Here is a 24,191-nt window from a genome sequence, read left to right as displayed (position 1 = left end):
CCTTTTTTTCTCTTCGGCCAAAAGCAGATTAAGATTGTTTCATACTCTAAAATTAGCGGAGATATGAACAAGAGCATTACTTATTTAAGAAATCCGGTTTTTCAACAAGATAATGCTACTCTCACCTGTGACAGTGCGGTATTTTACAATAAGCGTAATTATTTTGAAGCATATAGAAATGTCCATATCAATCAGCTTACTACCGATATTTATTCAGATCAGCTGGAGTATGATGGAAATAAAAAGCATGCCCACTTAACTCAAAATGTGCGAATGGTTGATCCTCAATCGGTTTTAACCACTAATATTTTAGATTATAACACCCTTAGCAAAATCGGGACTTACACCAGTGGAGGTAAGATCGTTAATCAGGAAGTTACCTTAACCAGTAAAAATGGTTATTATTTTAGCACCAGTAACGATGCCTACTTCAGGTATAATGTGGTGGTGGTTACACCTCAGGTAACCATTAAATCAGATACGCTCCGGTACAATACCCAATCTAAATGGACGTATTTTTATGGCCCTACCAATATAAAAGGCAAAGATGATAACCTTTATACTGAAAATGGCGCCTATAATACCACTACTGAAGATGCCTACTTTGGCAAAAAAAATCTTTATACACAGGGCACCAGATCACTTAAGGGAGATAGTTTATATTACTTTGGGAAAATAGGCTATGGTAAGGCGGTAAAAAACATTGTTTTTTCTGATACCAAAGACAAAATGAAAATGTTTGGCGATTTGGGCTATTACTATAAAATTGATCAACGAACATTGGTTACCCGCAATGCTTATATGGGTATTGGCACCGAAGATTCTATCGTGGTGAAAGATAAAAAGCGCCCTGATAGTTTATGGATGGGTGCAGATACCCTTGAAACGCAAATGGTTTTACAGAAAAGCCTCAAACTGATTCCTAAAATTTCGATAAAATCAGATAATGAGGTTGGTGAAGATGATGAAGAAGACACTAAAGAAGGTACTTCACCTCAAGAAAAAACATCTACTGAAAAACCTGATCGGGATAACAAAGATAAACGATCTTCTGCTGCTAAAAATGATAGAAATTCGAAAAACAAAGCTAAAAGTGACCCTAAAAACCCTGACCAAAAGAATAGCACACCAGAGAAACTCCAGATAGATTCCTTAGCTAAAAAATTACCACAGTTAAATGCAGATAGTTTAAGAAATGGGGGTATATTAAAAAACAAGGCAGATTCTATTATTAATAATTTACCAAAAATTAAGGATGACACGCTTACACAAAAAGCCATTAAAACAGGTAATCTGTCCGATAAAAAGGCTATTGGTAAAGTGGATAGTTTAGCAAAAACAATAGATAAAGGTAATGCTAAGACCCTTGGTAAAAATGTGCTTTCGGCATTGAAACCAGGTATGGCTAAAAATGATACAGCTAAATTTAATCCCGCCGATACCGTACAGGCGAGAATTATAAAAGCCTACCATGGTGTTAAAATATTCAAAACCAATATCCAGGCCAAAACAGATAGTTTATTTTACACCAGTGCAGATTCTACGTTGCGGTGTTTTGTTAATCCGATAATCTGGTCAGAAGGGTCGCAACAAATTGCTGATACCATTTATGTGCAGTTTAAAAACAAGAAACTGAATAACCTGCAATCCATCAGAAATGCTTTTTTGGTAAATACACCAAAAGATTCTTTAAGGTTTAACCAGATTAAAGGAAGGTTAATGACAGGTTTCTTTAATAATGGCAAACTAAAAACTATGTATGTGGATGGTAATGCGGAAAGTATTTATTATACGCAGGATGATAGTACAAAGGTGTATAAGGAAATGAACCAGACGCTTAGTAGCCGGATTAAGTTTATTTTTAAGGATAATGAAAACGACATCGAAGATATTGTGTACATCAAAGGAGTGGAAGGTGCTTTAAATCCGGAAAGTAAAGTATCTAAAGATAACGTATTAAAAGGCTTTTCATGGAAACCTAAGGAACGCCCGAAGAACAAAAAAGATGCAATTGGATCATCAGGAAAAGCAAAGCCTAAGGCTAAACCAAAAGCGACTACTCCGGTAAAATCAAATGTTGGCAGTAAAACGACTATCGCAACGAAGACAGGTTCGCTGCCAGTGAAAAAAATTACCGGAATAAACTTAAACCTTGATAAAAATTTACCTGCCGGAAATCTGTTAGACACGGCTAATTTTGGAATCAAGCCAATTTTGCAAAAAACAGATTCTTTAAAGAAAGCTATAAAAAAATTATAGGCTTAGTATTTATCATCTTCACAAAGAGGAACTACAAAGTAATCTTCGATAAAACTTTTTAAATAGATTACGTCTATCGGTTAGTGCAGCAACAACCGAAAAACATATGCCGCTTGGTAACATACTAACCAGTAGATTAAGCCTTTAAAAATTCCATCATCTTTTTTAAGGCGATAGCCCTGTGGCTGATTTTATTTTTTTCAGCCATATCCATTTCAGCAAAGGTAATGTCATAACCATTTGGCTGAAAAATCGGATCATAACCAAATCCTTTAGAACCAGATAAACTTTCTCTGATGGTTCCTTCAATCACCCCCTCAAAAATATGATTTTGCCCGGCGAGCATTAGTGAAATAACAGTTTTAAATCTTGCCTTGCGATTGGTTTCCCCATTTAATTTCTGTAAAACCAGCTGCATATTCTCTACCGTATCCCTACTCCCACCGTAACGGGCAGAATAAACACCAGGTTCATTATTCAAAGCATCTATCTCTAAACCACTATCATCAGCAAAGCAATCTAAATGAAAGTTTTCTACTACATATGAACTTTTCAGAGTAGCATTACCTTCAAAAGTATCCGCAGTTTCAGGAATATCTTTGGTACAGCCAATATCACTCAAATTTAAAACTTCATACTGACCGGCAAGTACCAAGCGGATTTCGTCGGTTTTATGCTTGTTATTGGTGGCGAAAACGAGTTTATTCATTAGGGTTAGGTGGTTAGGTGGTTAGGTGGTTAGGTGGTTAGGTGGTTAGGTGGTTAGGTGGTTAGGTGGTTAGGTGGTTAGGTGGTTAGGTGGTTAGGTGGTTAGGTGGTTAGGTGGTTAGGTGGTTAGGTTTTGAATACCTTAAGCAACTGATGTTACAAAATAATTTAATTAATTTGCCTGCAAACATCTTGATACTAAATACTTAATCTATTTAATTTTCTGAAGGTTTCCCCAAAGTAGTTTTTTCGCACTTAAGTCGCTATCCAAAAGATGTAGATTTGGTGCAAAGATAATCCTGGTTGTTTCATGAGTGATAATTTCATTTTGCCATTCATAATTCAATTCCAAATCGGCAATTTCCACACCAAAGGAAAGCATGATTAAAGGTTTAAAAAACTGGTGAAAAGATGCAAAGGTAGTGCCCGGATAAGTGGCATAATTGACAAGTGCAAAATCAGCAGTTCCTAAATCAACAGCTTTAACAATTTTTCGGAGTAACTCTTTGCCCTGTTCAGTACTTACATCATTCGTATGATCATTTACCAAAATCAAAACCGATTTTTTATTTCCGCCTAAAAACTTAAATGTTTTTTCTATTGCAACGTCTCCAATATTAGGCAGAATCGCGACGTTTTCTGGTTTGTTTTTAGGTATTTCCATACCCTTAGGTAAGAAAATTACTGGATTTACCAAAGGCGCAGCAATATTAGTTTCAGGTTTAATTGCGACAGAAATTTGTTCTAAAACAGGCTCTGCAGCAACATGATGCGACATTTTCACATTTTCATCCTTCACTAAAAAAACTTCTTCAGTAAAAAATAATCGTAAAGCATTCGCATTGTTGGTAACCTGGTTTTCCATTCGTATTTTTGTAGGATAATAATTTCTGTTAAAATTAGTTAAATATCTTATAATAGCCCTGCTTATTGTTACTTTTATCCCTTAAAATTTATAGAGTGCTCCGTGTAAACAAGGCTTGTTGCTTATTCGTTTTTAGCTTGATTAGCAACTATTCGTTTGCTCAAAACGTTGCTGTAATTAATGCTAAACCTGTAAGTGCTAAAGAGTTTCTTTGGGCCTACAAGAAAAGTCATAATGGGAGCATTAGCGCAGATTACAATGATTTAGCATCATACCTGAACTTATATATAAATTTTAAACTAAAGGTTTTAGATGCGCGTGAAATGGGATTAGATAAAAATCCGGTTTATCAGGAAGAAATCAAAACTTATGAAACGGCACTGGAAGCACATAAAAAAAATAGTGGAATCAATAAAAACCATGACTTTTTGCTTAACGAATACCGTGAAGGTGTTTTAATGTTTAATGTATCTGAACAGAAAATCTGGAGCAAGGTTCAGGAAGATGAACAGGGAATTATAGATTTTTATCAGCAAAACAAGAAGGACTATAATGCACCTTTAAATGAAATTAAAGGTCAGGTAATAGCAGATTACCAACAAAATTTAGAAGAAAACTGGCTCAAGGGCCTCAAGCAAAAATATCAGATTAAGGTGAATGAAAACGAGTTAAAAAAACTTGCCAAACCATAAATACTGATCAATAAATAGTATAATAATCGCATCATATAAATAATAGAATGAAAAAAGTTTTTTTAGTAGCAACCGCATTGATTTGCTTATTTTTAAATAGTTATGCTCAAAAAGGAAAACATAACATAGATAAAGTTGCTGCTGTTGTAGGAAATAACATTGTACTGCTTTCTGATTTAAATCAACAATACACACAATATCTTTATCAGGGCAATCCTGCTAATGAAGATATTAAATGTAAGATTTTACAAAACACACTTACCCAAAAACTTTTAAAGCAACAGGCAGAAATCGATTCGGTAATGGTGGAAGACGGGCAGGTTGATGATGAGGTAAACAAACGGATGCGTTACAGCATGCAACGTGCGGGTGGACAAGAGCGTTTGGAGCAATTCTTAAACAAATCTGTGCTTCAATACAAAGATGAGATCAGACCATCTGTTAAAGACGAATTGATTGCTCAAAAAATGCAGGCAAAAATTACAGAGAATATAAATGTTACGCCAATGGAAGTTGAAAAATATTTCAAAACCCTTGGAGATAGTATTCCCGAATTTAATACTGAAGTAGAGGTTGGGGAAATTATTTTAGATCCGAAGCTAACCAAGGCAGAGAAACAAAGATTTCACGATAAAATTGAAGCCCTTCGCTTAAGGGTAAAAAGTGGTGATGATTTCGGTGTTCTGGCTAAAACTTATTCAGAAGATCCAGGTTCATCTGCAGATGGTGGCGATTTAGGTTTCTTCGACAGAAGTACCATGGCTAAAGAGTTTACAGCTTGGGCATTTAAACTTAAGGCTGGAGAAATGTCTCCTGTTTTTGAAACAGAATTTGGTTTCCACATTTTACAGGTAATCGAACGCCGTGGCGAGCAGGTACATGCACGTCACATCCTGATCAGGCCTGCAACTACGCCTGAAAGTTTAACCCGATTAAAACTTCATGCAGACAGTATTTACAATAATATTGCTTCAAAAAAGATAAGTTTCGCGGCTGCAGCAAGTTTATATTCTGACAACAAGGAAACGAAATTTAACGGTGGTATGATGCTCAATGCAGAAAACGTACAGGCAAGAAGTACTTTCATTCCTATTGACAAACTAGATCCATCTGTATTTTTAGTGATTGATACCATGAAAATTGGTGCCATTTCAAAACCGAATCTTTATACCGCTGCTGATGGTAAACAAGCCTATCGCATCTTATACTTGAAGTCTAAAATCCCACCTCATAAAGCAAACCTTGCTCAGGATTTTCCAAAAATCAGAGATGCTGCTCAAAGTGATAAAATTAATCGTACTTTAAGCGAATGGTTTGAAAAACGTCGTGAAAGCACTTATATTAAAATCGACGACGAATTTAATACCTGCAATGAGTTAAAAATTTGGACTAAAACCTCAACAGCCGCAAAATAAAACGAATGCAGTACAAAAACGAAGTAGAAGCTGTCAACGCACTTCACCTGGCTTTTAACAACATTAAAGCAGAAATAGGAAAGGTAGTTGTTGGACAAGATGATATCATCAAATCTGTTTTAATCGCCATTTTTAGCAACGGACATTGTTTGCTGGTTGGTGTACCCGGATTAGCTAAAACCTTACTCGTTCAAACTGTTGCTGCAGTTCTTGATCTCGATTTTAATCGGATTCAATTCACACCAGACTTAATGCCCAGTGATATTATTGGTGCAGAGATATTAGGAGAAGACAGGCATTTTAAATTTATTAAAGGGCCTGTTTTTTCCAACATTATTTTAGCTGATGAAATTAACAGAACTCCTCCTAAAACACAGGCAGCCTTGCTGGAGGCCATGCAGGAAAAATCTGTTACAGCTGCCGGCCAAACACATGCCTTACCAAAGCCTTTCTTTGTTTTAGCTACTCAAAACCCAATTGAACAGGAAGGGACTTATCCACTACCAGAAGCACAACTGGATCGGTTTATGTTTAATATTCAGTTAAACTACCCTGCATTTGCAGATGAACTGAGCATTGTTCGTAATACTACCAGCAACAAAACCGTTCAGTTGCAGAAAATTATTCATGCGGATGATATTCAATATTTCCAGCAGCTGATCAGAGAAATTCCGGTAACTGATCATGTTTTAGAATACGCGGTAAAACTGGCTTCTAAAACACGTCCAAATAGTGAATTTGCAACGGAAGCCGTAAATAAATACATCAGTTGGGGTGCAGGCCCAAGGGCTTCACAGTTTCTTGTTCTGGGTGCCAAATGTCATGCTGCAGTAACTGGTAAATATGCCCCAGATATTGAAGATGTTCAGGTTGTTGCAGAACCTATTCTTCGCCACCGAATTGTTCGCAATTACCGTGCGGAAGCAGAAGGCCTATCCATTGAGAAGATTATTAAAGATCTTTTATAGCATCTTTAATTTAACACTACAACTTCTTAATTTTCATTTTCCGGGTAGTACTTTTTATCATTTGTTAATTTTAATATCTTTAAACATAAATTGTTTAAACCTAAAAGTATTCAGATGAAAACCAAAGCATTCACTCTATTTATCTTATTTCAATTTTTATTAGTAACTGCTTTTGCTCAGAAAAATGCGGGCTTAGACATTTTACTAGATAAAAATGCTGAATTCATTCTTCCACAAACAACCGATAAAATTTCTGCAGCTTTACGTACAAAAGCCATTATCACAGACAATGAGAATGATGGAGAGCGATACGCAGAATGGATTACCTCATCAGGTTTAGGCGTCTATACCAATATCGGAGATAAGAAAACAGTTAATGATATCTGGTTCAGTATTCCTGATGATAAAAATATCATTATTTCAGGTTTGCCTTTTAATCTGGTGCTGAATAAAACCACCATTGATGAGGCCATGGTTAAATTTAAGAAGTATAATGTAAAAAAGTCAAAACTTAGTGATGGCAGCTTTTATTCAAATGGCACAAAACTGCTTTTTAAAAAGGGCGGTCACTATATAACCCTATCCTACAATGATCAGAATCTGTTAAAATCTCTATCTATTATGCGCTTCATTCCTGATCCTGCCGCTGGATAATTAATTTTCATTTGAGATGAATAGCCATTAATTATCTGCACTACAAATCACATTGTAAATCTTTATTTTATATTTTTTGTTATTATCTTTACCACACTTATAATAGCATTAATTTAAAAATCAAAAATATTAGATATGTCAGCTCACGATTCACACGCTCCGGTTCAGGATACAAAAGGGATTTGGACACTACCTTTAACCGCATGGATTCTGGTTTTAATTCTTCTGGTAGCGTTCACCAGACCAATTTTTCATCATGCAGAAGAATCAACTTCTCATGAGAAAATGGAGAAGCCACATTCAAAAGCTGAAGAGGCTGAGACATCTCACCACTAAAAAATTATTGGCATAAAAAAAGCGATGAAATCATCGCTTTTTTTATAGATTTTATTTTACCTGATTCATCAGGTTTGGAAAGTCAGTAATTACACCGTCAACCCCCAGGCTCATAAAATACCTTAAATCTTTAACTGTGTTTACCGTCCACGGAATGATTTTAATACCCATTTCATGGCAACGATCTACCAGGCCTTTACCAACCAAAACCGAATATGGGCTATAGATGGTGGGTTTAAAACCTAATTTTTCAATATAATCTTCAAAAGGTTCTTTCTCATCAATAAGCAAGGAAGTTTTCACTTTAGGATATTTTTCATGTAGATATTGTAAGGTTCGCATATCAAAAGATTCAACAATTACCCTTTTAGCGATCTTTTTAGCATTTACTACATCCATAATCAATTCTACAAATTCAGCCGGTTCCGGGTGGAATTCATTATCGCCATTTTTGATGGTTTTAGTTTCAATACTGTAAATTGGTTTGGCTAAACGGTGTTCTTTTACATAGGCTTCTACAGCATCTATCGTTTCAGAGAGCAAAGGTTTATAGGCTTTGAATTTCATTTGCCCTGGAAAACGGGCATGAATCTTACTTCCTACATCAAATTTTTTCACCTGCTCATAATCCATCTGATAAATATTGTAGTTTTTCTGATCCTTAAAAGAAATGGGTTTGCCATTAGGCAATAATGAAATTTCATTGTTAAAATAGGGTTCCTGAGATAAAACAACCTGTTTATCCTTTGAAATTACCGCATCCATCTCTAATGTGGTTACGCCTAAATCAAGGGCTTTTAACATGCCTTCAATTGTATTTTCTGGCATAATGCCTCTCGCTCCTGCTTTACCCTGAACATCAAACTTCTTTTTTTGTGCCGATGCCTGAAAGAACAATAGAATTATAGCAGATAGGATAAATAGTTTTTTATGCATAAATTTTATTTTTAGGGTAAACGTAAAACCCAGATTTAAGTTGTAAAATAATTAGAAAACAGGTTTTTATTTTTCGCCCCGTTAGAAATAAAAAAAGCTTTCCTTTTACAGAAAGCTCGTTTAATTCACATTTTGTATAACTATCTTTCAGCAGGAACAAAGGCTTGTACAATTAGATTCCAGCTGGAATCCGCAGCTTTTTCATACACAAAAACGTAATTAAAACTTTCGCGTAAATCTGCTTTATAATCTATCGTAGCCACTCCGAAGGTATAGGCTAAATCACTGCCTATGGCCTTATCTACGCCTGTCGTTTTCAGATTGATTTTACTAATCATTCCATTATAAAAAGTAACAATTTTACCTTTTCCGGTAATCAGGTCGTTCCCTGGAAATAACAACCTTGCATCCTCAGTTAAGAAACCACCAAAAGCCGCAACACCATGTGTTTTTAAAAAGGTATTTAAGGTTTTCTCTGTGGTAAGAATAATATCCTTTCCAGCTTTAATTTCCCTTTCATTTAAAAACTTAGGCGCAACATGGTCTTTTGGCTCAATAAATTTTGCTGCTGTTTGACCTAGCGGCTTATTACTTGAGGTTTCTAAATCAATAGCCAGCTTCCATTTGCCATTTTCTGATTTCCAGATGGATAAATACTGGCCATACTTCTTCTCTGTGCCATCAACCATATACGGACCAGTAGTAAAACCTAAATCACCACTATGAGAAACCTGAGCTAAGTTAGGCTCCCAGGTAACCGATTTTTCGCTATTGGTTTGGGCATTATAATATGTTTTTACATTAACCGGATTTGGACGAAAAACCAAAGCACTTGCTAGTGAATGTGCCAGATAGGCATCCTTATCGCCATTTTTTGCAACCGATTTTGCGAAATCTTTTTCTGCATTAACCAGAGATTTTGTAGTTCCATCATTTTTTTGCGCAAATGCACTCAGCGCTAAAAGTGATGCGATTGCTGTCGAAAATATTTTTTTCATTATATGTTTAAGTATAGTTGTGCGAATATAAAATTTTATCAGTTGGCTCACTTCAAAAGTAATTAACAATTACACAATTTATTTTTCGCGAAAGATGGTTTCCAGTACGGTTTGTCCGGTGGCTTTAAGTGTATTCCGATCAATATTAGCCAGGTTATCCAACTGTGTATGCCAGTTGATATAGAAACCACTGTTATCGTTATAATGTATAATATCTATTGATGGTACACCAGCCTTATTCATCCAGAAATGATCATCAACCAATTTCCCGCTGGGTAGATTAACAAAATATGACCCGAAGCCAATCTCATTGCCTATCGCCCAAACATTATTAACCACATCTGGTGCAGACTGGCGCGAAATTTCATCTTGCGTAAATTGCGCATTACCGCCGCCAACCATGTCCAGGTTAATGCCATATCTTGCTTTGTAACCTTTTGCTATTGCATTTTTAGACCAATACTGGGAGCCTAAACACCAGGTTACTTCATCTGGTGTTTCATCATTTGCTTTACCGTAATCTTCCAGATCCCATAATATAAAATCAACACCTACATTTGGTTGTGTTTTCTGAATCTGGCGAGCCATTTCTAAGATAACCGCCACACCGCTGGCACCATCATTTGCCGCATCAAATGGCTTATTGTGGTTAGACGGATCAGTATCCTGATCAGAAAATGGACGGGTATCCCAATGTGCGGTAACCAGTACTCTTTCCTTTTTCTCCGGGTTGAAACTGGCCTCAATATTTTTCAACTGAAAGCTTTTTCCATCATATGTTTTGGTTTTTTCACCGTTAACCGTAACTGTAGCACCAAAAGATTTTAACCTGGCAACCAGATAGTCGGCACATTTTTGATGTGCCGGAGTACCCGGAATACGGGGACCAAAATCTACCTGCGCTTTTGTATACAGGTAAGCGCTATCTGCATTAAACTCCGGAGAAACCAATTTTACAACTGCACTGTCTGTGGTTTCCTCGTCGTTACTTTTCGATTTATTTTTACATCCCTGCAATCCGAAAAATGCAATTAATGGGATGATTAGAAGTTTTTTATTCATTTGGTAAATTTTATAGCAGGCAATTTAATTAGGAAGACTCAATACTCCCGACTTAAGACTCCAAACTTAACCTATGCCTTACTCCAGGTTGTTCCTTCTTTACTATCTTTCAATTGAATGCCCAGTTCCTGCAAACCAATTCTGATTTTATCAGATGTGGCATAATCCTTATTGGCCTTTGCTTCCGTACGGAGATCAATCACCATATCCAATACACCATTTAAATCATTACTTCCGGCATCTTCATCTTTTAAACCAAGAATGTCAAAAACGAAATCGTTAATCAATTGCTTTAACTGCTCCAGCTGATCTGCAGAAATTTTGGCTTTTCCATCGTAAACTGTATTGATAATCCTAACGGCTTCAAATAACTCGGCAATTAAGATCGGACTGTTAAAATCATCATTCATTGCACTGATGCACTTCTCTTTGATCGTTTCGATATTAAAGTCACTTCCATCAGATACGGTTAATTTATCCAACAAACTAATCGCGGCCATTAATCTTCTAAAGCCTTTTTCAGAAGCATCAAGCGCGTCGTTAGAAAAATCCAGCGTACTGCGGTAATGTGCCTGTAGCATAAAAAACTTAACCGTCATCGGACTATAACCCTTTTTCAGGAGCGGATGATCACCAGTGAATAATTCTAAAGGAAGAAAACCATTACCGGCAGATTTAGACATCCGGGTACCATTTACCGTAAGCATATTGGTGTGCATCCAATAACGGGCAGGTTGTTTATGGCTGCAGGCTTCAGATTGTGCAATTTCATTGGTATGGTGTGTGGCTGCAAGATCCATCCCGCCGCCGTGAATATCAAATTCATCGCCCAAATATTTAGCACTCATGGCTGAACATTCAATGTGCCAGCCTGGAAAACCCAAACCCCATGGTGATTGCCATTGCATTAAGGTTTCTGGCTTTGCTTTTATCCATAAGGCAAAATCTAAACGGCCGCGTTTTTCATCCTGGCCACCCAATTCACGGGTATTATTGAGCATATCCTCCAGATTTCGATTCGTCAGGATGGTGTAGTTGTACTCCTTGCTGTATTTTTCAACATCAAAATAAACATTTCCACCAATTTCGTAACCATAACCATTGGCGATAATGACCTTAATCATTTCAATCTGCTCGATAATGTGGCCTGTTGCTGTAGGTTCTATGCTGGGTGGCAAAGTATTAAACATGCGTAGCACATCATGAAAACCTAAAGTGTATTTTTGTACAATTTCCATAGGCTCCAATTGCTCCAGTTTAGCACGTTTGGCAAATTTATCATCACCTTCATCGCGATCACCTTCCAGGTGGCCAGCATCTGTAATGTTACGCACATAACGAACCTTAAAACCTAAATACTTAAGGTACCTGAAAATTAAATCGAAAGATATAAAGGTGCGGCAATTGCCTAAATGCACATCGCTGTAAACTGTAGGGCCACATACATACATGCCAACATGGTTTGCATTAAGTGGTTGAAAAAGTTCTTTCTTACGTGAAAGCGTATTATAAAGCTGTAAGCCAGTATTCATATTGCAAATGTAATATTTACCAGCGTAAAGTTTGAGGAATGAAAAATTGTTTAACTAACTGAATGGTTAATTGACAATTCTTAAATGAAAAGCATAGATGAAATTGGCCATGTACGAAAAAAGTTCCTAACCTTGACTGGCATAAAGCCAATCAAGGTTAGGAAATTAGATCAATCATTATTTCTTCAATTTTGATTTAAAGATTTTTTCCAGTTTTTCAATTTTGGGTTGAATAACTAATCTGCAATAGGCTTCATCGCCATTTTTGTTAAAATAATTTTGATGATAGCTTTCTGCAACATAAAATGGCTTTGCTGCTTCTATGGCTGTTACTACTTTTTTACCATAGGCATTTGTTTTGTTTAATTCTGCCTTATACTTTTCTGCCAGGGCTTTTTGTTCTGGTGTATGATAAAAAATCACCGAACGATATTGTGTTCCAGAATCTGCACCCTGACGGTTTAAAGTGGTTGGATCATGGCTTTTCCAGAAAACTTCCAATAATTCATCGTAAGAAATTTCCATTGGGTTGTAAGTGACCTGCAAAACCTCAGCATGCCCGGTATTACCTGTACAAACTTCTTCGTAAGTTGGATTGGCTAACTGACCGCCTTCATAACCTGATTTTACAGCAGTAACTCCTTTTAAACGTTGAAATATAGCTTCTGTACACCAAAAGCAGCCCATTCCAAATGTAGCCTTTTCTGTTTTTTTCCCCTGTGCATTGGCCTGGTTTAAGGCTAAGACAGACAATAGAATTAAAATTATTTTTTTCATGTTCTTTGTGTGTTTATTTCAGGATATACTAAATACTGATGCGATACATTCGAAACATTCAGCCTAAATATCCCTGTTATTAATATTACGAAATAAAACCCATCATGGTTTAAGTTAAAACAATAATGGATTTTGCATGACAAACCCAACATTTTGTGTGTTTAAGTGTTTATGTTAATAACTTAAAAAACTGATAATTAATTTATTATCCTCATATTATTTAACTTAAAGACACTTATTAACAATTCTTTTTTAAATTCGTATTACATTAAATTTAAAATCATGTCTACACCGTATATTCCTTGTTTGGATTTGGGTTCTTATATCGATGGAACTGAAGAAGAACGTAAAAAATTTTCTAATGAGTTGGGCAGAGCCTTCAATGATTCGGGTTTTGTAACCATTACCAACCATGGTTTAAGCCAGGAATTAATTGATAAGCTTTATGAAAACATCCGTGCTGCTTTTGCTTTACCTTTAGATATTAAAAAGAAATATGAAAAGCCAGAGCTTGCTGGTCAGCGAGGATATACAAGTGCAGGTAAGGAAACAGCAAAGGGTGCAAAAACACCGGATTTAAAAGAGTTCTGGCAAATTGGACAGGAAGTTACGGATGGTGATCCGGTAAAGGATCAATATCCAGACAATGAAGTTTTAGAAGAGTTACCAGAATTTAACCAGGTTACAGGTGACATTTATAAAAAACTGGAGGAAAACGGGACACATCTTTTACGTGCAATAGCCACTTACCTTGAATTGCCTTTACACTATTTTGATCAACATGTTCATAATGGGAATTCTATTTTGAGAGGCATTCATTACTTCCCTATTGAAAACCCGGAAGTTATTCCTGATGATGCTGTTCGTGCAGGTGCGCATGAAGACATTAATTTGATTACGTTATTGATTGGTGCAAGTGCCGATGGCTTAGAAGTTTTGACCCGCAGCAATGAATGGTTACCGATTAAGGCACACCATACTGATATTGTGGTAAATGTTGGCGATATGCTGCAACGTTTAACTAATAACAAATTAAAATCTACTACCCACAGGGTGGTTAATCCACCTCGTGAATTAATGAAAACATCCCGTTTCTCGGTACCGTTTTTCCTGCATCCACGTAGCGATATGGATTTAACCAGCTTAACATCTACCATTGATGCTGAACATCCAAAAGCATACAGTGACATGACTGCTGGTGAGTATCTTGATGAAAGATTGAGAGAAATTGGTTTGAAGAAATAAGCAAATTCGTCATTGCGAGACTCGATTTTTTATCGAGACGCGGCAATCTCAAATATTAATATCAGCACCGACTTTGGTCGGTGCTTTTTTATTACCTTAAAGTATGCATGCTACTCATTTAAAAATTTTCAAACAGATAAAAGGTATTGGCTCTGCTTCCGGCATATTCTCCAATGCAGAACAGCTCTATATTATTGGTGATAACAGTGGTTTTTTAAATGAATACAACCTGAACACCAATGCACTGAAGAAAATTCAGATTTTATTTGATCAACCGCTTAATCAAAATGAAAACATTCCAAAACCGCTGAAACCAGATTTTGAAGTGCTTTGTCATGCTGATGATAGCCTTTACATTTTAGGTTCTGGCTCTACAGCTGCAAGAAACCTTTTAATTAGATACGACTTAACCAAAAGAAAAGTTAGCCATGAAAGTTTAAGTAAAACTTACGAGAAGATGAGGCTTATTTCTGGGATTAACATTGATAATTTCAACATTGAAGGTGCTGTTTTTACAGGAACAACTTGGCTGCTTTTTAATCGCGGAAACGGAGATGAAACAAAAAATGGTATTTTTATCCTATCAGGAAAAGATTTAACTCATACTGTCGATATCAAGTTTAGCACGTTGCAGTTGCCCAACATCAATCATATAGAATCATCGTTTACCGATGCAACATTGGTAGGCAATGATATTTTCTTCATCTCCTCCGCTGAAGATACAACATCGACCTATAACGATGGCGAGATTCTGGGCAGCTTTATCGGAAGCATCGATGCAAAAAGTTTAAAACTTAATTTCAGTTATAAAATCCCCGGTAAGCATAAATTTGAAGGCATAACTTCATTTAAACAAGCGAAAAATAAAATGGAATTTTTGCTGTGCGAAGACCGTGATACAGAGGAACTAGATACAACGATTTATAAGTTAAGTTTAACTTTCTAACACAAGTCTGCTATAAAGTATTGTAGTAAACTATTTTAAAGTAACATATTTAAAATCCTGATACTAAAATGATATATTGGGCAAAAAAAAAGATGAAAAAGCGTTTACTATACATTCTGTTATTATTAGCTACCTCTCCATTTTGTTTTGCTCAAACTAAAAGCGTTAAAGATCTGTATTGGGATTATTCGCAAATACGAATGGAAGACACTCAAAAGTCGCAAGCAATTTCGTTGGCCGAAGAACTTATAAAAAGAGCTCCAGAGCTTAGTAAAACACAACTAGGTAATGTAACTTACCATCTAGGAAGGCTTTATGAAGAAACAGGTAATACTGAAAAAGCCATTCCCTATTACGAACAAGCGATAAAAATAACTCCTGCATATTTTGTTCCATATAGGGCATTGGGGTTTATTTCCTTATCTAAATGCAACGCTATTGGCGCAAAAATGAATGAAGCTGGAAAAGCTAAAGACCTAAAGCTACATAAGGAACTATATGCTAAATACAGGGAAACTGCGCTTCAGGCATTACCTTACCTGGAAAAATCGCAGGCCTGCGATCCTGATGAAGAAACGAAAACCATCATCAATAATCTATACCAAAGTCTGAAGGATACTGCTTCCATTGCTTCACTGGATGAGCGATTAAAGAAAATGGCGACCAATTGCATTAGCCTTTTAGAAGACGAATACTAAATAATATATCAAAAGAGGCTATATCATAAATTCGAAATGTTATCCTGAGGATTAATTAGTTCTAATCCTGACCGGACGGGCTTTCTTCTTTGGGCAACCAAAGAAGAAAAGTTGCCGGCTCGCAATTATTCATATAGTTTATATATTTTATTTGTATTCATGAGGGCTGTGCCGCTTTTCTATGGAAGTCAGTAGTTAGGCTGGGTCAGTGCCATTCCGAAAAATTGACCATGCCGGCCTAAGAGCAGAACGAAGAAACAGTGGTTTGGCTTTCCTAGGTGGTTATAGCGATTGCCATAAACACTTGCTTCGACAAGCTAAACATGAAAAATCTTAATATCATTTAATAATTAGATACTGCCTCATTATAACTTGAAGTTTACTTTTTAGCGTCATCAATCGCCTTATTCACCACATCCTGTATTCTGCCTCTAATTTTAAGATTTGATAATTTATCTGTTACTGTTGGGTTCACCCGGTTTGACAAGAAAATATAGACTAAACCCCGAGATGGGTCTACCCACACGCAAGTTCCGGTATAACCTGTATGACCATAAGTTTGCGGCGATGCTAAATTAGAAGGATAGTGTTTGGTGGTATCTGGATCCCAGCGATCAAAACCTAAACCCCGTCGACTTACATTAGATTGCTTTGCGGTAAACATATCCACCGTTTGGGGTTTAAAATATTCTGTTCCGCCATAGGTCCCGCGGTTCAGCAGCATTTGATACATGATAGCCAGATCGTTTGCGCTGGCAAATAAGCCTGCGTGCCCTGAAACACCTCCCGCCAATGCTGCACCCTGATCGTGAACATAACCTACTAATAATGTTTTTCTGAAATAAGTATCTTGCTCTGTTGGAATGATTTGATCCTTACTGAATCTATTTCTCGGTAAAAACCCTGCAGTTTGCATGCCGAGAGGTTTATAAAACTGCTCGTAAGCATACTGGTTTAATGGTTCTTCACTAATGTGCTCTACAATATCTTTCATCACATACATACTGATATCGCTATATACGTATTTGCCACGTGTTCTAATAGGCGAATTAAGCATTTTCGGCCACATAAAATCTTTAAAGAAACCTTTCTTAATGTAATACTGATCAGCGACTTTAGTCGGATATGCAGCAGAAGAATCTCTACTGTAATCGCCTGTTTTAACATAATCGTGAAAAGGAATATAAGGAATAAAACCTGCCTGATGCAGCATCACTTCTCTAACCTGAATATTGTTCATTGGCGAAGTACGGGCTTTGGCAATATAGGCACCAATGGTGGTGTCTAGTTTCAGTTTTCCTTCTTCAACTAAACGCATTACAGCAGGTGTAGTAGCCGCAATTTTAGTCACTGAAGCTAAATCAAAAATATCCGTTACCTTATCAGGTACTGTGGTATCATAAGTATGCGTTCCATATGCTTTGTTGAAAATTACCTTACCATCTTTGGCTACTAAAACCACCAAACCTGGCGTAGCTTTCTGGCTGATTGCTTCTGCAGCAATGGCATCAATTTCGCTTAAACCATTTGAATTTAATCCGGCATCTTCAGGTACGGTGTATTTTAACCTTGTCTTAGTCGTTAAAAATCCAGATCCGACGGTATAACGTGCAGAAAAAGTTGTGGTGAGTTTATTTTCTGCCGCAATGCCTCCGAAAATATATTGCGGAACCAAAGCCGCAGCATCTGCATTATTTTGTGCAGTAAAAACAATTGGAAATTGCAAGGAATCAAAGGTTTTTAAACCCGGACCGTTACCAAAAAAGGCTATAATTACTTTTTTTGTTTTGCTGATGCTATTGATAAAATTAATATACTTAGCATTATTCAGGTGCTGATCATCAATAGAAACCAATATGGTGTTATAGTATTTCAGGTCATCTTCCAGATCATTCAGGTTAACACTATCTTGATAATTCGCTGCAGAAAACGAAGTTACCTTATCATATTTATTAGACAGACTGTCAAAAACCATACTGTAAGCAAAACCCAAACTTACAGAAGCAATGTTTTTATGATCCAGTGATTTTAATGGAATAACCGAATCCTGATTATTTAATACCACTATTGTTTTAGCAATACTATTAGCAATGGAAAGTTTCCTTTCGTTGTTGGCATGATCTTGCGCACAAGCCATTAAACAGAGAATATTAAAAAAACTGATGGCAGCCAGAACCACTAATCTATTTCGTTTCATACGGCTAAAGATAGAAAATTGTAATGATTTGGCTTTTAAAAATCCACTTTGTAGCGGAATAAAATAAGAGCCCCTATCCGTCTATAGGCACCTTTCGCCTTGGAAAGGAAAGGGCGATGGAAAAATATTTCTCGTACCAATAGCGTCGTCCTCTCGACCGCAGTGGAGAGATCTTTGTAGCTCGCTAAAAAGATGAACTTAAATTACACCAAAGTTCAGTTTACTCCACTTCTTATTTTTAAGGAGGATTAAAGGGACAGTTTTAATTTCATTTGCTCAGGTTAATAATGCTTTATCAAGAAATTACTAATTCACAACAATTATATTTTAATCCATTTTTACCACTACAATAACCGTCATTTACATGTTGAGTTTTAAACAAATCCGTTTCATTAAGCTTATTTTCTATAATTTAGCCCATTCACATTGCCGTATTACATGACTGATATTATTCACTTATTGCCTGATGCTGTTGCCAACCAGATTGCTGCCGGAGAAGTTGTTCAAAGGCCAGCTTCGGCGGTAAAAGAATTGCTTGAAAATGCTATTGATGCCGGTGCAGATAAAATACAACTGGTCATTAAGGATGCTGGTAAAGCACTAATACAGATTGTAGATAATGGTTGTGGGATGAGTATAACTGATGCACGTATGTGCTTTGAACGCCATGCCACTTCGAAGGTAAAAAAGGCAGAAGATTTATTTGCCATTCGCACCATGGGTTTTCGTGGTGAAGCCATGGCCTCTATCGCAGCGATTGCACAGGTAGAAATGAAAACCCGCAGACATGAAGATGAGATTGGCACTTGCATCTCCATTGAAGGTGCACAGGTAATTGCACAAGAGCCAATAGCAACAACAGCTGGGACGCAAATCTCCATCAAAAATCTATTTTTTAATACGCCAGCCCGGAGAAATTTTCTAAAAAGCAATCCGGTAGAAATGCGTCACATCATTGATGAATTTCAGCGTGTAGCCTTGGCACATCCTGGTGTGTTTTTTAGTTTGCACCACGATGGAACAGAGATTTTCAACCTTCCTAAAGGTAACTTGAAGCAGCGGCTTGTACATCTTTTTGGCAATAATTATAATGAAAGACTGGTTCCTGTTGAAGAGGAAACAACTATCATTAACCTAAAGGGATATATTGGCAAACCCGCCTTTGCAAAGAAAACGAGAGGAGAACAGTTCTTTTTCGTAAATAACCGTTTTATAAAAGATCCATACCTTAATCACGCCGTTAGTTCTGCCTTTGAAGATCTTTTACCTGACGACAGTTATCCACTCTATGTGTTGTTTATCGAAATTGATCCTGCAAAAATTGACGTAAACGTTCACCCAACCAAAACGGAAATTAAATATCTGGATGAAAAATCCATTTATGCCATTTTAAAATCGGCGGTAAAACGTTCTATCGGTCGGTATAACATTGCACCTACATTAGATTTTGACCAGGAAACAGGCTTTAGTAATATGATTACGCAAAAGGCTGTAGAAGATATTGTTCCACCAAGCATCAATTTTAATCCGGATTTTAATCCTTTCGCCAGTGATAGCAGTTCAGTTTCCGGCTATTCCTCCTCACCCAGAAATTACGATGCAAAACCCAGCGCCAAAAATTGGGGGTCGTTATATGAAATTACAGATCAACCTGTTGTAGAACAAACATCTATTTACGCAGAGGATAGCAACGAAATTGAAACGCCCAAAAAGCAATACATGCAATTGCATAACCGCTATATCGTTTCGCAGATTAAATCAGGCCTAATGGTTATTGATCAGCAGATGGCTCATGAGCGAATCCTTTACGAACGTTTTCTCGTACATCTTGATGACCGCAAGGGTGCATCACAACAAAGTTTGTTTCCACAAACCATTACATTAAACGCCAATGATTTCGAACTGGCTAAAAGTTTACTGGATGATATCAAAAGTTTAGGCTTCGATGTACGGGAATTCGGTAAAAATACGTTGGTGGTAGAGGGTGTTCCTGTAGATCTGGGAAGCAGCAACATTAATGAAACACAACTTTTTGAACAATTAATTGAAGGTTTTAAAAACACCCAGCAAGAATTAAAGTTAAGTAAGCGCGATCGCCTGGCAAGGAGCCTGGCCAAAAACAGCGCAATAAAGGCAGGTACAGCTTTAGCACAAGAGGAAATGAATACACTAATTGATGAACTTTTTGCCTGTAAAACGCCTAACTTTAGCGTGAGTGGAAAACCCGTGATTCAAACGATTACGCTAGCAGAATTGGATAAAAAATTTGAGAAGGGGTAAAAAATAAAGCTGAAAGGCAAAAGCTGAAAGCTAAAAGGCAAAAGCTGAAAGATTAGCGATCGGAGCCTAAAGCGGAAAGGTAAAAGCTAAAAGGCAAAGCTTAATACTTTTAATCTTATGTCTGCTAAAATGTCTTTATACTCAGAAATTAAAACAAAGTAAAAAGCAAAACATTATTATAGATAAATGAACAACATACATATCCCTCCAGTAGTTAAAAACCTGCTGATTATCAATATATTATTCTTTCTGGCCACTTTATATTTCGAAACCAAAGGAATCAGATTGGGCTTTAGTTTGGGTGCATTTTACTTTGATTCACCCTTAGCCAGGCCATGGCAACCCATCACTTATATGTTTATGCATGGTGGCTGGGCGCACATTTTCTTTAATATGTTTGCACTTTACTCCTTCGGTACGCTATTGGAAGCACGTTGGGGCGCTAAGAAATTCTTAATTTTTTATTTAATTACAGGCCTTGGCGCATTGGCACTACAGTTAGGCGTACAGGCGTTTGAAACTTATCAGTTAACCGGAGCTGTGGTTAATCCAGGGGCAGTTTCAGTTGACTTTGCTACCAGTATGGTTGAAGCCAATATAAAAGGTTTAAACAATCAGCAGTTGTCAAAATTAATTGATATTTACACTACACCAATGGTAGGTGCATCAGGTGCTATTTTTGGACTTTTAGTTGCCTTTGGTATGCTTTATCCAAATGCTGAACTGATGATTATGTTCATTCCCGTGCCCGTAAAAGCAAAATACATTATCCCTTTTTACATTTTAGTAGAATTGTTTCTAGGCGTGGGCCAGTTCGAAGGTGATTCTGTAGCTCATTACGCGCATTTAGGCGGAGCATTAATCGGCTTCATCCTGGTGAAGATATGGAAAGATAAAAACACCAATTTTTACACTTACTATGAATAATACTTTTAAAGATTTAAAGTTTAAAATATTTCAGTCTGGCAACCCGCTGTTTTTATATATTGGTTTAAATACCATTATATTTCTGGTTACAGCTGTTCTTTCTGTATTCTTATTTCTGGCAAAAAGCGACTTAATGATCAGTGAGTGGATTAGGGATTACTTTGGTGTTCCGGCTGCAATTTCTGCACTTCCCACCCGCTTTTATACGGTAGTTACCTATATGTTTTTCCATGATGGTTTCCTGCACCTTTTATTTAATATGCTTGGGTTGTTCTGGTTTGGAAATATCTTTATGAATTTCTTAAAAAGCAGGCAATTCCATTTTGTTTATTTGGCTGGTGGCATTACAGGTGCCCTCATTTATATTGCCGGATTAAATATTTTCCCTGCTTTCGCCGGTGGAATTATCGGCCAAACTGTTATTGGTTCATCAGCAGCAGTAATGGCTATCATTGTGGCCACCGCTACACTTGTTCCTAATTACACGATTATGATGATGTTGATTGGTGAAGTAAAAATTAAATGGGTTGCCATCGTTTATTTCTTCATCTCATTTATTGGATTATCATCAGCAAATGCCGGCGGAAATTTAGCACACATCGGCGGTGCAATTTTAGGTTTCGCATTTATTAAAAGCTTACAGAGTGGCCGGGACTGGAGTAAATTATTTGAGCGTAAACCCAAATTACGCGTGGTTAAAAACGACAAACCTCCAGTTAAAAAACCTGCTTTTAAAGATGTATCACAGCAGGAAATTGATGCAATTTTAGATAAAATATCTTCATCGGGCTACGATAAATTAACCGCAACAGAGAGAGAAAAATTATTCAAAGCAAGCAAAGATTAATGTCGACTAAAAAGTATAATTTACTGGATAAACTATTATTTCCGATTGCAATAATTTTGGCTATCGGATTAATATTGGGAACAGTTGCAGGCAATATGGATCCGCGTGAACACCCAATTATTGCCTTTTTTGGTTTAGCCTATCCATATTTTTTATTCCTTCATATCATCTTTATCGCCTGGTGGTGTATTAGTAAAAAGTGGGTTTTTGCACTAATCAGTTTAGTTGTTATCGCTTATGGCTATAAAACACTAAGGGCAACGTTTTCCATTAGTGGTGATAAAGGCAAAATAGAAAAGGCAGATAATAGCATTAGAATGATGACTTATAATGTTCATAATTTTAAGCTTTATGGAGGCGAAAATGATGAATCAGTAAAAGAAAAAATACTGCAGGTCGTAAATGATCAAAGTCCGGATATTATTTGTTTTCAGGAGTTTTACACGCGTTACAAGGGTGATTTTAATACCATCGACAGTCTCAAAAAAATTCTAAAAACAAAACATTTCTTCTTTGTACCAACCAATAAAAATGAATATGAAGCCATTGGTTTAGCCATTTTCTCAAAATTTCCGATTAAAGCCTCTGGTAAAATTCCTTTTGTAGAGGGCTTCCCCGGAAATATGAGCATCTACACGGATTTAGATGTTAAAGGCCAAACCTTGAGGGTATATAATGTGCATTTTCAATCTATCTCTTTCGAAAAGCAGGATTATGAATATCTTGATAAAGTAAAGGAAATGAATACGCAAATTCAGCCATCAAAGCGTATTTTAAGAATGTTAAAAAGTGCCTTTCTTAAAAGAAGCAGTCAGGTAGATGTGATGAAAAAGGAAATGGATAATTGTAAAACACCTTATCTAATTGCCGGCGATTTTAACGATACACCTGCATCATACGTAGTGACCCAGATTACGCAGAATTTAAATAATGCCTTCATTAAAAAAGGCTTAGGCTTTGGAACCACGTATAATGGCAAATTTCCAAATTTTCAGATCGATTATATTGCGACATCAAAAAACCTTGAGGTGCTGAATTATGAAATTGAAAAGGCAAAATTATCAGATCATTTTCCAGTAAGGAGCGATTTAAGATTTGTTCAAAAATCTTCGAAAAAATAGTCGGGCTTTTCTCATGAGCATTTATTTTCTTATCATACATCAATAAATTAAAAATAGTTTAAGTAGATATTTAGTTTAAAATTTAATCATACCATGAGCTTAATCGATGCACTAAATTGGCGTTATGCCGTTAAAAAAATGAATGGTCAGCCTGTAGAACAAGATCAGGTAGATCAAATTATAAAAGCTGCGCAGTTGGCTCCAACATCTTCCGGCTTACAGCCATTTAAAGTTATTGTTATCACTAACCAGGAGTTAAAAGAACAAATTTTGCCTATAGCTTACAACCAATCGCAAGTGGTAGATGCTTCACACCTATTGGTTTTTGCTGCTCAGGATAATTATACCGAAGAAGGAATTGACGAAGTATTTGATAGAATGAATACGGAACGCGGGTTGCCTTTAGATACAACCGATGCGTATAAAAACCAGTTAAAAGGCACTTTATTATCCAGATCAGCAGAAGAAAATTTTCATCATGCAGCAAAACAAGCTTACCTGGCTTTTGGAGTAGCCATTGCACAAGCCGCTTTATTAAAAGTAGATCATACCCCAATGGAAGGCTTTAATGCTCAACAACTCGACGAATTATTGGGCTTAGACCAAAAACATTTAAAAAGCGTAACTTTATTACCGTTGGGTAACAGGGATGAAAATGGCGACTGGCTGGTGAATCTTAAAAAAGTTCGTACTCCTTTAAACGAGTTTGTGATAGAATACAAATAAGA

General features: G+C 36.6%; 22 protein-coding genes. 14 read left to right on the top strand and 8 right to left on the bottom strand.

The genetic code is table 11. The annotated features are described in order from the left end of the window. The first annotated feature begins 63 nt into the window (after positions 1-63). Positions 64-2,259, top strand: coding sequence for an OstA-like protein (locus tag AN34_RS04095; protein WP_231625481.1), 2,196 nt, complete (start codon positions 64-66; stop codon positions 2,257-2,259). 136 nt (positions 2,260-2,395) lie between these two features. Here the strand turns inward: AN34_RS04095 and AN34_RS04090 are convergent, their stop codons facing one another. Beyond that, a complete protein-coding gene (locus AN34_RS04090) occupies positions 2,396-2,968 on the bottom strand; it encodes a non-canonical purine NTP diphosphatase (protein ID WP_029282613.1) in 573 nt (190 codons plus the stop codon). Between the two features lie 210 nt (positions 2,969-3,178). Then, positions 3,179-3,832, bottom strand: a complete 654-nt coding sequence (locus AN34_RS04085) for a hypothetical protein (protein WP_036676535.1) — start codon at positions 3,830-3,832, stop codon at positions 3,179-3,181. 137 nt (positions 3,833-3,969) lie between these two features. On the opposite strand from AN34_RS04085, the gene AN34_RS04080 reads away from it, so the two are divergent. The 5 genes from AN34_RS04080 (at position 3,970) to AN34_RS04060 (ending at position 7,897) form a co-directional block, all read left to right on the top strand. Then, entirely contained in the window at positions 3,970-4,524 is a 555-nt protein-coding gene (locus tag AN34_RS04080) for a hypothetical protein (protein ID WP_231625480.1), read from the top strand. Positions 4,525-4,571: 47 nt separating this feature from the next. Further along, positions 4,572-5,939: a peptidylprolyl isomerase gene (locus tag AN34_RS04075; protein ID WP_029282608.1), complete on the top strand. Its 1,368-nt coding sequence runs from the start codon at positions 4,572-4,574 to the stop codon at positions 5,937-5,939. Positions 5,940-5,944: 5 nt separating this feature from the next. Further along, a complete protein-coding gene (locus tag AN34_RS04070) occupies positions 5,945-6,907 on the top strand; it encodes a MoxR family ATPase (RefSeq protein ID WP_029282606.1) in 963 nt (320 codons plus the stop codon). Between the two features lie 114 nt (positions 6,908-7,021). Further along, a complete protein-coding gene (locus AN34_RS04065; protein WP_029282604.1) occupies positions 7,022-7,561 on the top strand; it encodes a hypothetical protein in 540 nt (179 codons plus the stop codon). 135 nt (positions 7,562-7,696) lie between these two features. Next, positions 7,697-7,897: a hypothetical protein gene (locus AN34_RS04060; protein ID WP_029282603.1), complete on the top strand. Its 201-nt coding sequence runs from the start codon at positions 7,697-7,699 to the stop codon at positions 7,895-7,897. 51 nt (positions 7,898-7,948) lie between these two features. Here the strand turns inward: AN34_RS04060 and AN34_RS04055 are convergent, their stop codons facing one another. From AN34_RS04055 to msrA, 5 genes are all read right to left on the bottom strand, one after another. After that, complete coding sequence (locus AN34_RS04055; RefSeq protein WP_029282602.1) at positions 7,949-8,833, bottom strand: glycerophosphodiester phosphodiesterase family protein; 885 nt, start codon at positions 8,831-8,833, stop codon at positions 7,949-7,951. Between the two features lie 140 nt (positions 8,834-8,973). Next, a complete protein-coding gene (locus AN34_RS04050) occupies positions 8,974-9,831 on the bottom strand; it encodes a DUF4440 domain-containing protein (RefSeq protein ID WP_029282601.1) in 858 nt (285 codons plus the stop codon). A 78-nt stretch (positions 9,832-9,909) separates the two neighbouring features. Continuing rightward, positions 9,910-10,893: a M28 family peptidase gene (locus tag AN34_RS04045; protein WP_029282600.1), complete on the bottom strand. Its 984-nt coding sequence runs from the start codon at positions 10,891-10,893 to the stop codon at positions 9,910-9,912. 71 nt (positions 10,894-10,964) lie between these two features. After that, entirely contained in the window at positions 10,965-12,425 is a 1,461-nt protein-coding gene (cysS, locus tag AN34_RS04040; RefSeq protein WP_029282599.1) for a cysteine--tRNA ligase, read from the bottom strand. A gap of 177 nt (positions 12,426-12,602) precedes the next feature. Then, a complete protein-coding gene (gene msrA, locus AN34_RS04035) occupies positions 12,603-13,202 on the bottom strand; it encodes a peptide-methionine (S)-S-oxide reductase MsrA (RefSeq protein ID WP_029282597.1) in 600 nt (199 codons plus the stop codon). 282 nt (positions 13,203-13,484) lie between these two features. On the opposite strand from msrA, the gene AN34_RS04030 reads away from it, so the two are divergent. The 3 genes from AN34_RS04030 (at position 13,485) to AN34_RS04020 (ending at position 16,091) form a co-directional block, all read left to right on the top strand. Beyond that, on the top strand, positions 13,485-14,447 hold the full coding sequence (locus tag AN34_RS04030; protein ID WP_029282595.1) for an isopenicillin N synthase family oxygenase: 963 nt from the start codon (positions 13,485-13,487) through the stop codon (positions 14,445-14,447). Positions 14,448-14,550: 103 nt separating this feature from the next. Beyond that, positions 14,551-15,393, top strand: a complete 843-nt coding sequence (locus AN34_RS04025) for a hypothetical protein (protein WP_029282593.1) — start codon at positions 14,551-14,553, stop codon at positions 15,391-15,393. Positions 15,394-15,485: 92 nt separating this feature from the next. Then, positions 15,486-16,091, top strand: coding sequence for a tetratricopeptide repeat protein (locus AN34_RS04020; protein ID WP_197285479.1), 606 nt, complete (start codon positions 15,486-15,488; stop codon positions 16,089-16,091). Positions 16,092-16,470: 379 nt separating this feature from the next. On the opposite strand, the gene AN34_RS04015 is transcribed toward AN34_RS04020, so the two are convergent. Beyond that, positions 16,471-18,288, bottom strand: coding sequence for a serine hydrolase (locus tag AN34_RS04015; RefSeq protein WP_029282591.1), 1,818 nt, complete (start codon positions 18,286-18,288; stop codon positions 16,471-16,473). Between the two features lie 438 nt (positions 18,289-18,726). On the opposite strand from AN34_RS04015, the gene mutL reads away from it, so the two are divergent. The 5 genes from mutL to AN34_RS03990 all read left to right on the top strand — a co-directional run bounded on the left by mutL (position 18,727) and on the right by AN34_RS03990 (position 24,189). Then, a complete protein-coding gene (mutL, locus tag AN34_RS04010) occupies positions 18,727-20,568 on the top strand; it encodes a DNA mismatch repair endonuclease MutL (RefSeq protein ID WP_029282590.1) in 1,842 nt (613 codons plus the stop codon). A gap of 186 nt (positions 20,569-20,754) precedes the next feature. Further along, the gene (locus AN34_RS04005) at positions 20,755-21,495 is read left to right on the top strand and encodes a rhomboid family intramembrane serine protease (protein ID WP_029282589.1); all 741 of its coding nucleotides are present in this window, start codon (positions 20,755-20,757) and stop codon (positions 21,493-21,495) included. Continuing rightward, complete coding sequence (locus AN34_RS04000; protein WP_029282588.1) at positions 21,488-22,342, top strand: rhomboid family intramembrane serine protease; 855 nt, start codon at positions 21,488-21,490, stop codon at positions 22,340-22,342. The genes AN34_RS04005 and AN34_RS04000 overlap by 8 nt, the downstream gene beginning before the upstream one ends. After that, positions 22,342-23,463 (top strand): endonuclease/exonuclease/phosphatase family protein, encoded by a 1,122-nt coding sequence (locus tag AN34_RS03995; RefSeq protein WP_029282586.1) that lies wholly within the window; start codon positions 22,342-22,344, stop codon positions 23,461-23,463. Before AN34_RS04000 ends, AN34_RS03995 begins: the two co-directional genes overlap by 1 nt. 93 nt (positions 23,464-23,556) lie before the next feature. Beyond that, the gene (locus tag AN34_RS03990) at positions 23,557-24,189 is read left to right on the top strand and encodes an NAD(P)H-dependent oxidoreductase (protein ID WP_029282584.1); all 633 of its coding nucleotides are present in this window, start codon (positions 23,557-23,559) and stop codon (positions 24,187-24,189) included. Positions 24,190-24,191: the final 2 nt, after the last annotated feature.

This window comes from Pedobacter sp. R20-19 (genome assembly GCF_000708265.2).
Lineage (GTDB): Bacteria > Bacteroidota > Bacteroidia > Sphingobacteriales > Sphingobacteriaceae > Pedobacter.
The sequence above is the reverse complement of the archived record's forward strand: the minus strand, read 5'-3'. Positions and strand labels throughout refer to the sequence as shown.

Bases quoted from the DNA above. Each gene is read 5' to 3' on its own strand.
- AN34_RS04065 (WP_029282604.1), top strand. From the start codon at position 7,022: ATGAAAACCAAAGCATTCACTCTATTTATCTTATTTCAATTTTTATTA.
- AN34_RS04060 (WP_029282603.1), top strand. From the start codon at position 7,697: ATGTCAGCTCACGATTCACACGCTCCGGTTCAGGATACAAAAGGGATT.
- AN34_RS04025 (WP_029282593.1), top strand. From the start codon at position 14,551: ATGCATGCTACTCATTTAAAAATTTTCAAACAGATAAAAGGTATTGGC.
- AN34_RS03995 (WP_029282586.1), top strand. From the start codon at position 22,342: ATGTCGACTAAAAAGTATAATTTACTGGATAAACTATTATTTCCGATT.
- AN34_RS03990 (WP_029282584.1), top strand. From the start codon at position 23,557: ATGAGCTTAATCGATGCACTAAATTGGCGTTATGCCGTTAAAAAAATG.
- AN34_RS04090 (WP_029282613.1), bottom strand. From the start codon at position 2,968: ATGAATAAACTCGTTTTCGCCACCAATAACAAGCATAAAACCGACGAA.
- msrA (WP_029282597.1), bottom strand. From the start codon at position 13,202: ATGAAAAAAATAATTTTAATTCTATTGTCTGTCTTAGCCTTAAACCAG.
- AN34_RS04000 (WP_029282588.1), top strand. From the start codon at position 21,488: ATGAATAATACTTTTAAAGATTTAAAGTTTAAAATATTTCAGTCTGGC.
- AN34_RS04075 (WP_029282608.1), top strand. From the start codon at position 4,572: ATGAAAAAAGTTTTTTTAGTAGCAACCGCATTGATTTGCTTATTTTTA.
- AN34_RS04045 (WP_029282600.1), bottom strand. From the start codon at position 10,893: ATGAATAAAAAACTTCTAATCATCCCATTAATTGCATTTTTCGGATTG.
- AN34_RS04050 (WP_029282601.1), bottom strand. From the start codon at position 9,831: ATGAAAAAAATATTTTCGACAGCAATCGCATCACTTTTAGCGCTGAGT.
- AN34_RS04020 (WP_197285479.1), top strand. From the start codon at position 15,486: ATGAAAAAGCGTTTACTATACATTCTGTTATTATTAGCTACCTCTCCA.
- AN34_RS04070 (WP_029282606.1), top strand. From the start codon at position 5,945: ATGCAGTACAAAAACGAAGTAGAAGCTGTCAACGCACTTCACCTGGCT.
- AN34_RS04015 (WP_029282591.1), bottom strand. From the start codon at position 18,288: ATGAAACGAAATAGATTAGTGGTTCTGGCTGCCATCAGTTTTTTTAAT.
- AN34_RS04030 (WP_029282595.1), top strand. From the start codon at position 13,485: ATGTCTACACCGTATATTCCTTGTTTGGATTTGGGTTCTTATATCGAT.
- AN34_RS04085 (WP_036676535.1), bottom strand. From the start codon at position 3,832: ATGGAAAACCAGGTTACCAACAATGCGAATGCTTTACGATTATTTTTT.
- AN34_RS04095 (WP_231625481.1), top strand. From the start codon at position 64: ATGAACAAGAGCATTACTTATTTAAGAAATCCGGTTTTTCAACAAGAT.
- AN34_RS04005 (WP_029282589.1), top strand. From the start codon at position 20,755: ATGAACAACATACATATCCCTCCAGTAGTTAAAAACCTGCTGATTATC.
- AN34_RS04055 (WP_029282602.1), bottom strand. From the start codon at position 8,833: ATGCATAAAAAACTATTTATCCTATCTGCTATAATTCTATTGTTCTTT.
- mutL (WP_029282590.1), top strand. From the start codon at position 18,727: ATGACTGATATTATTCACTTATTGCCTGATGCTGTTGCCAACCAGATT.
- cysS (WP_029282599.1), bottom strand. From the start codon at position 12,425: ATGAATACTGGCTTACAGCTTTATAATACGCTTTCACGTAAGAAAGAA.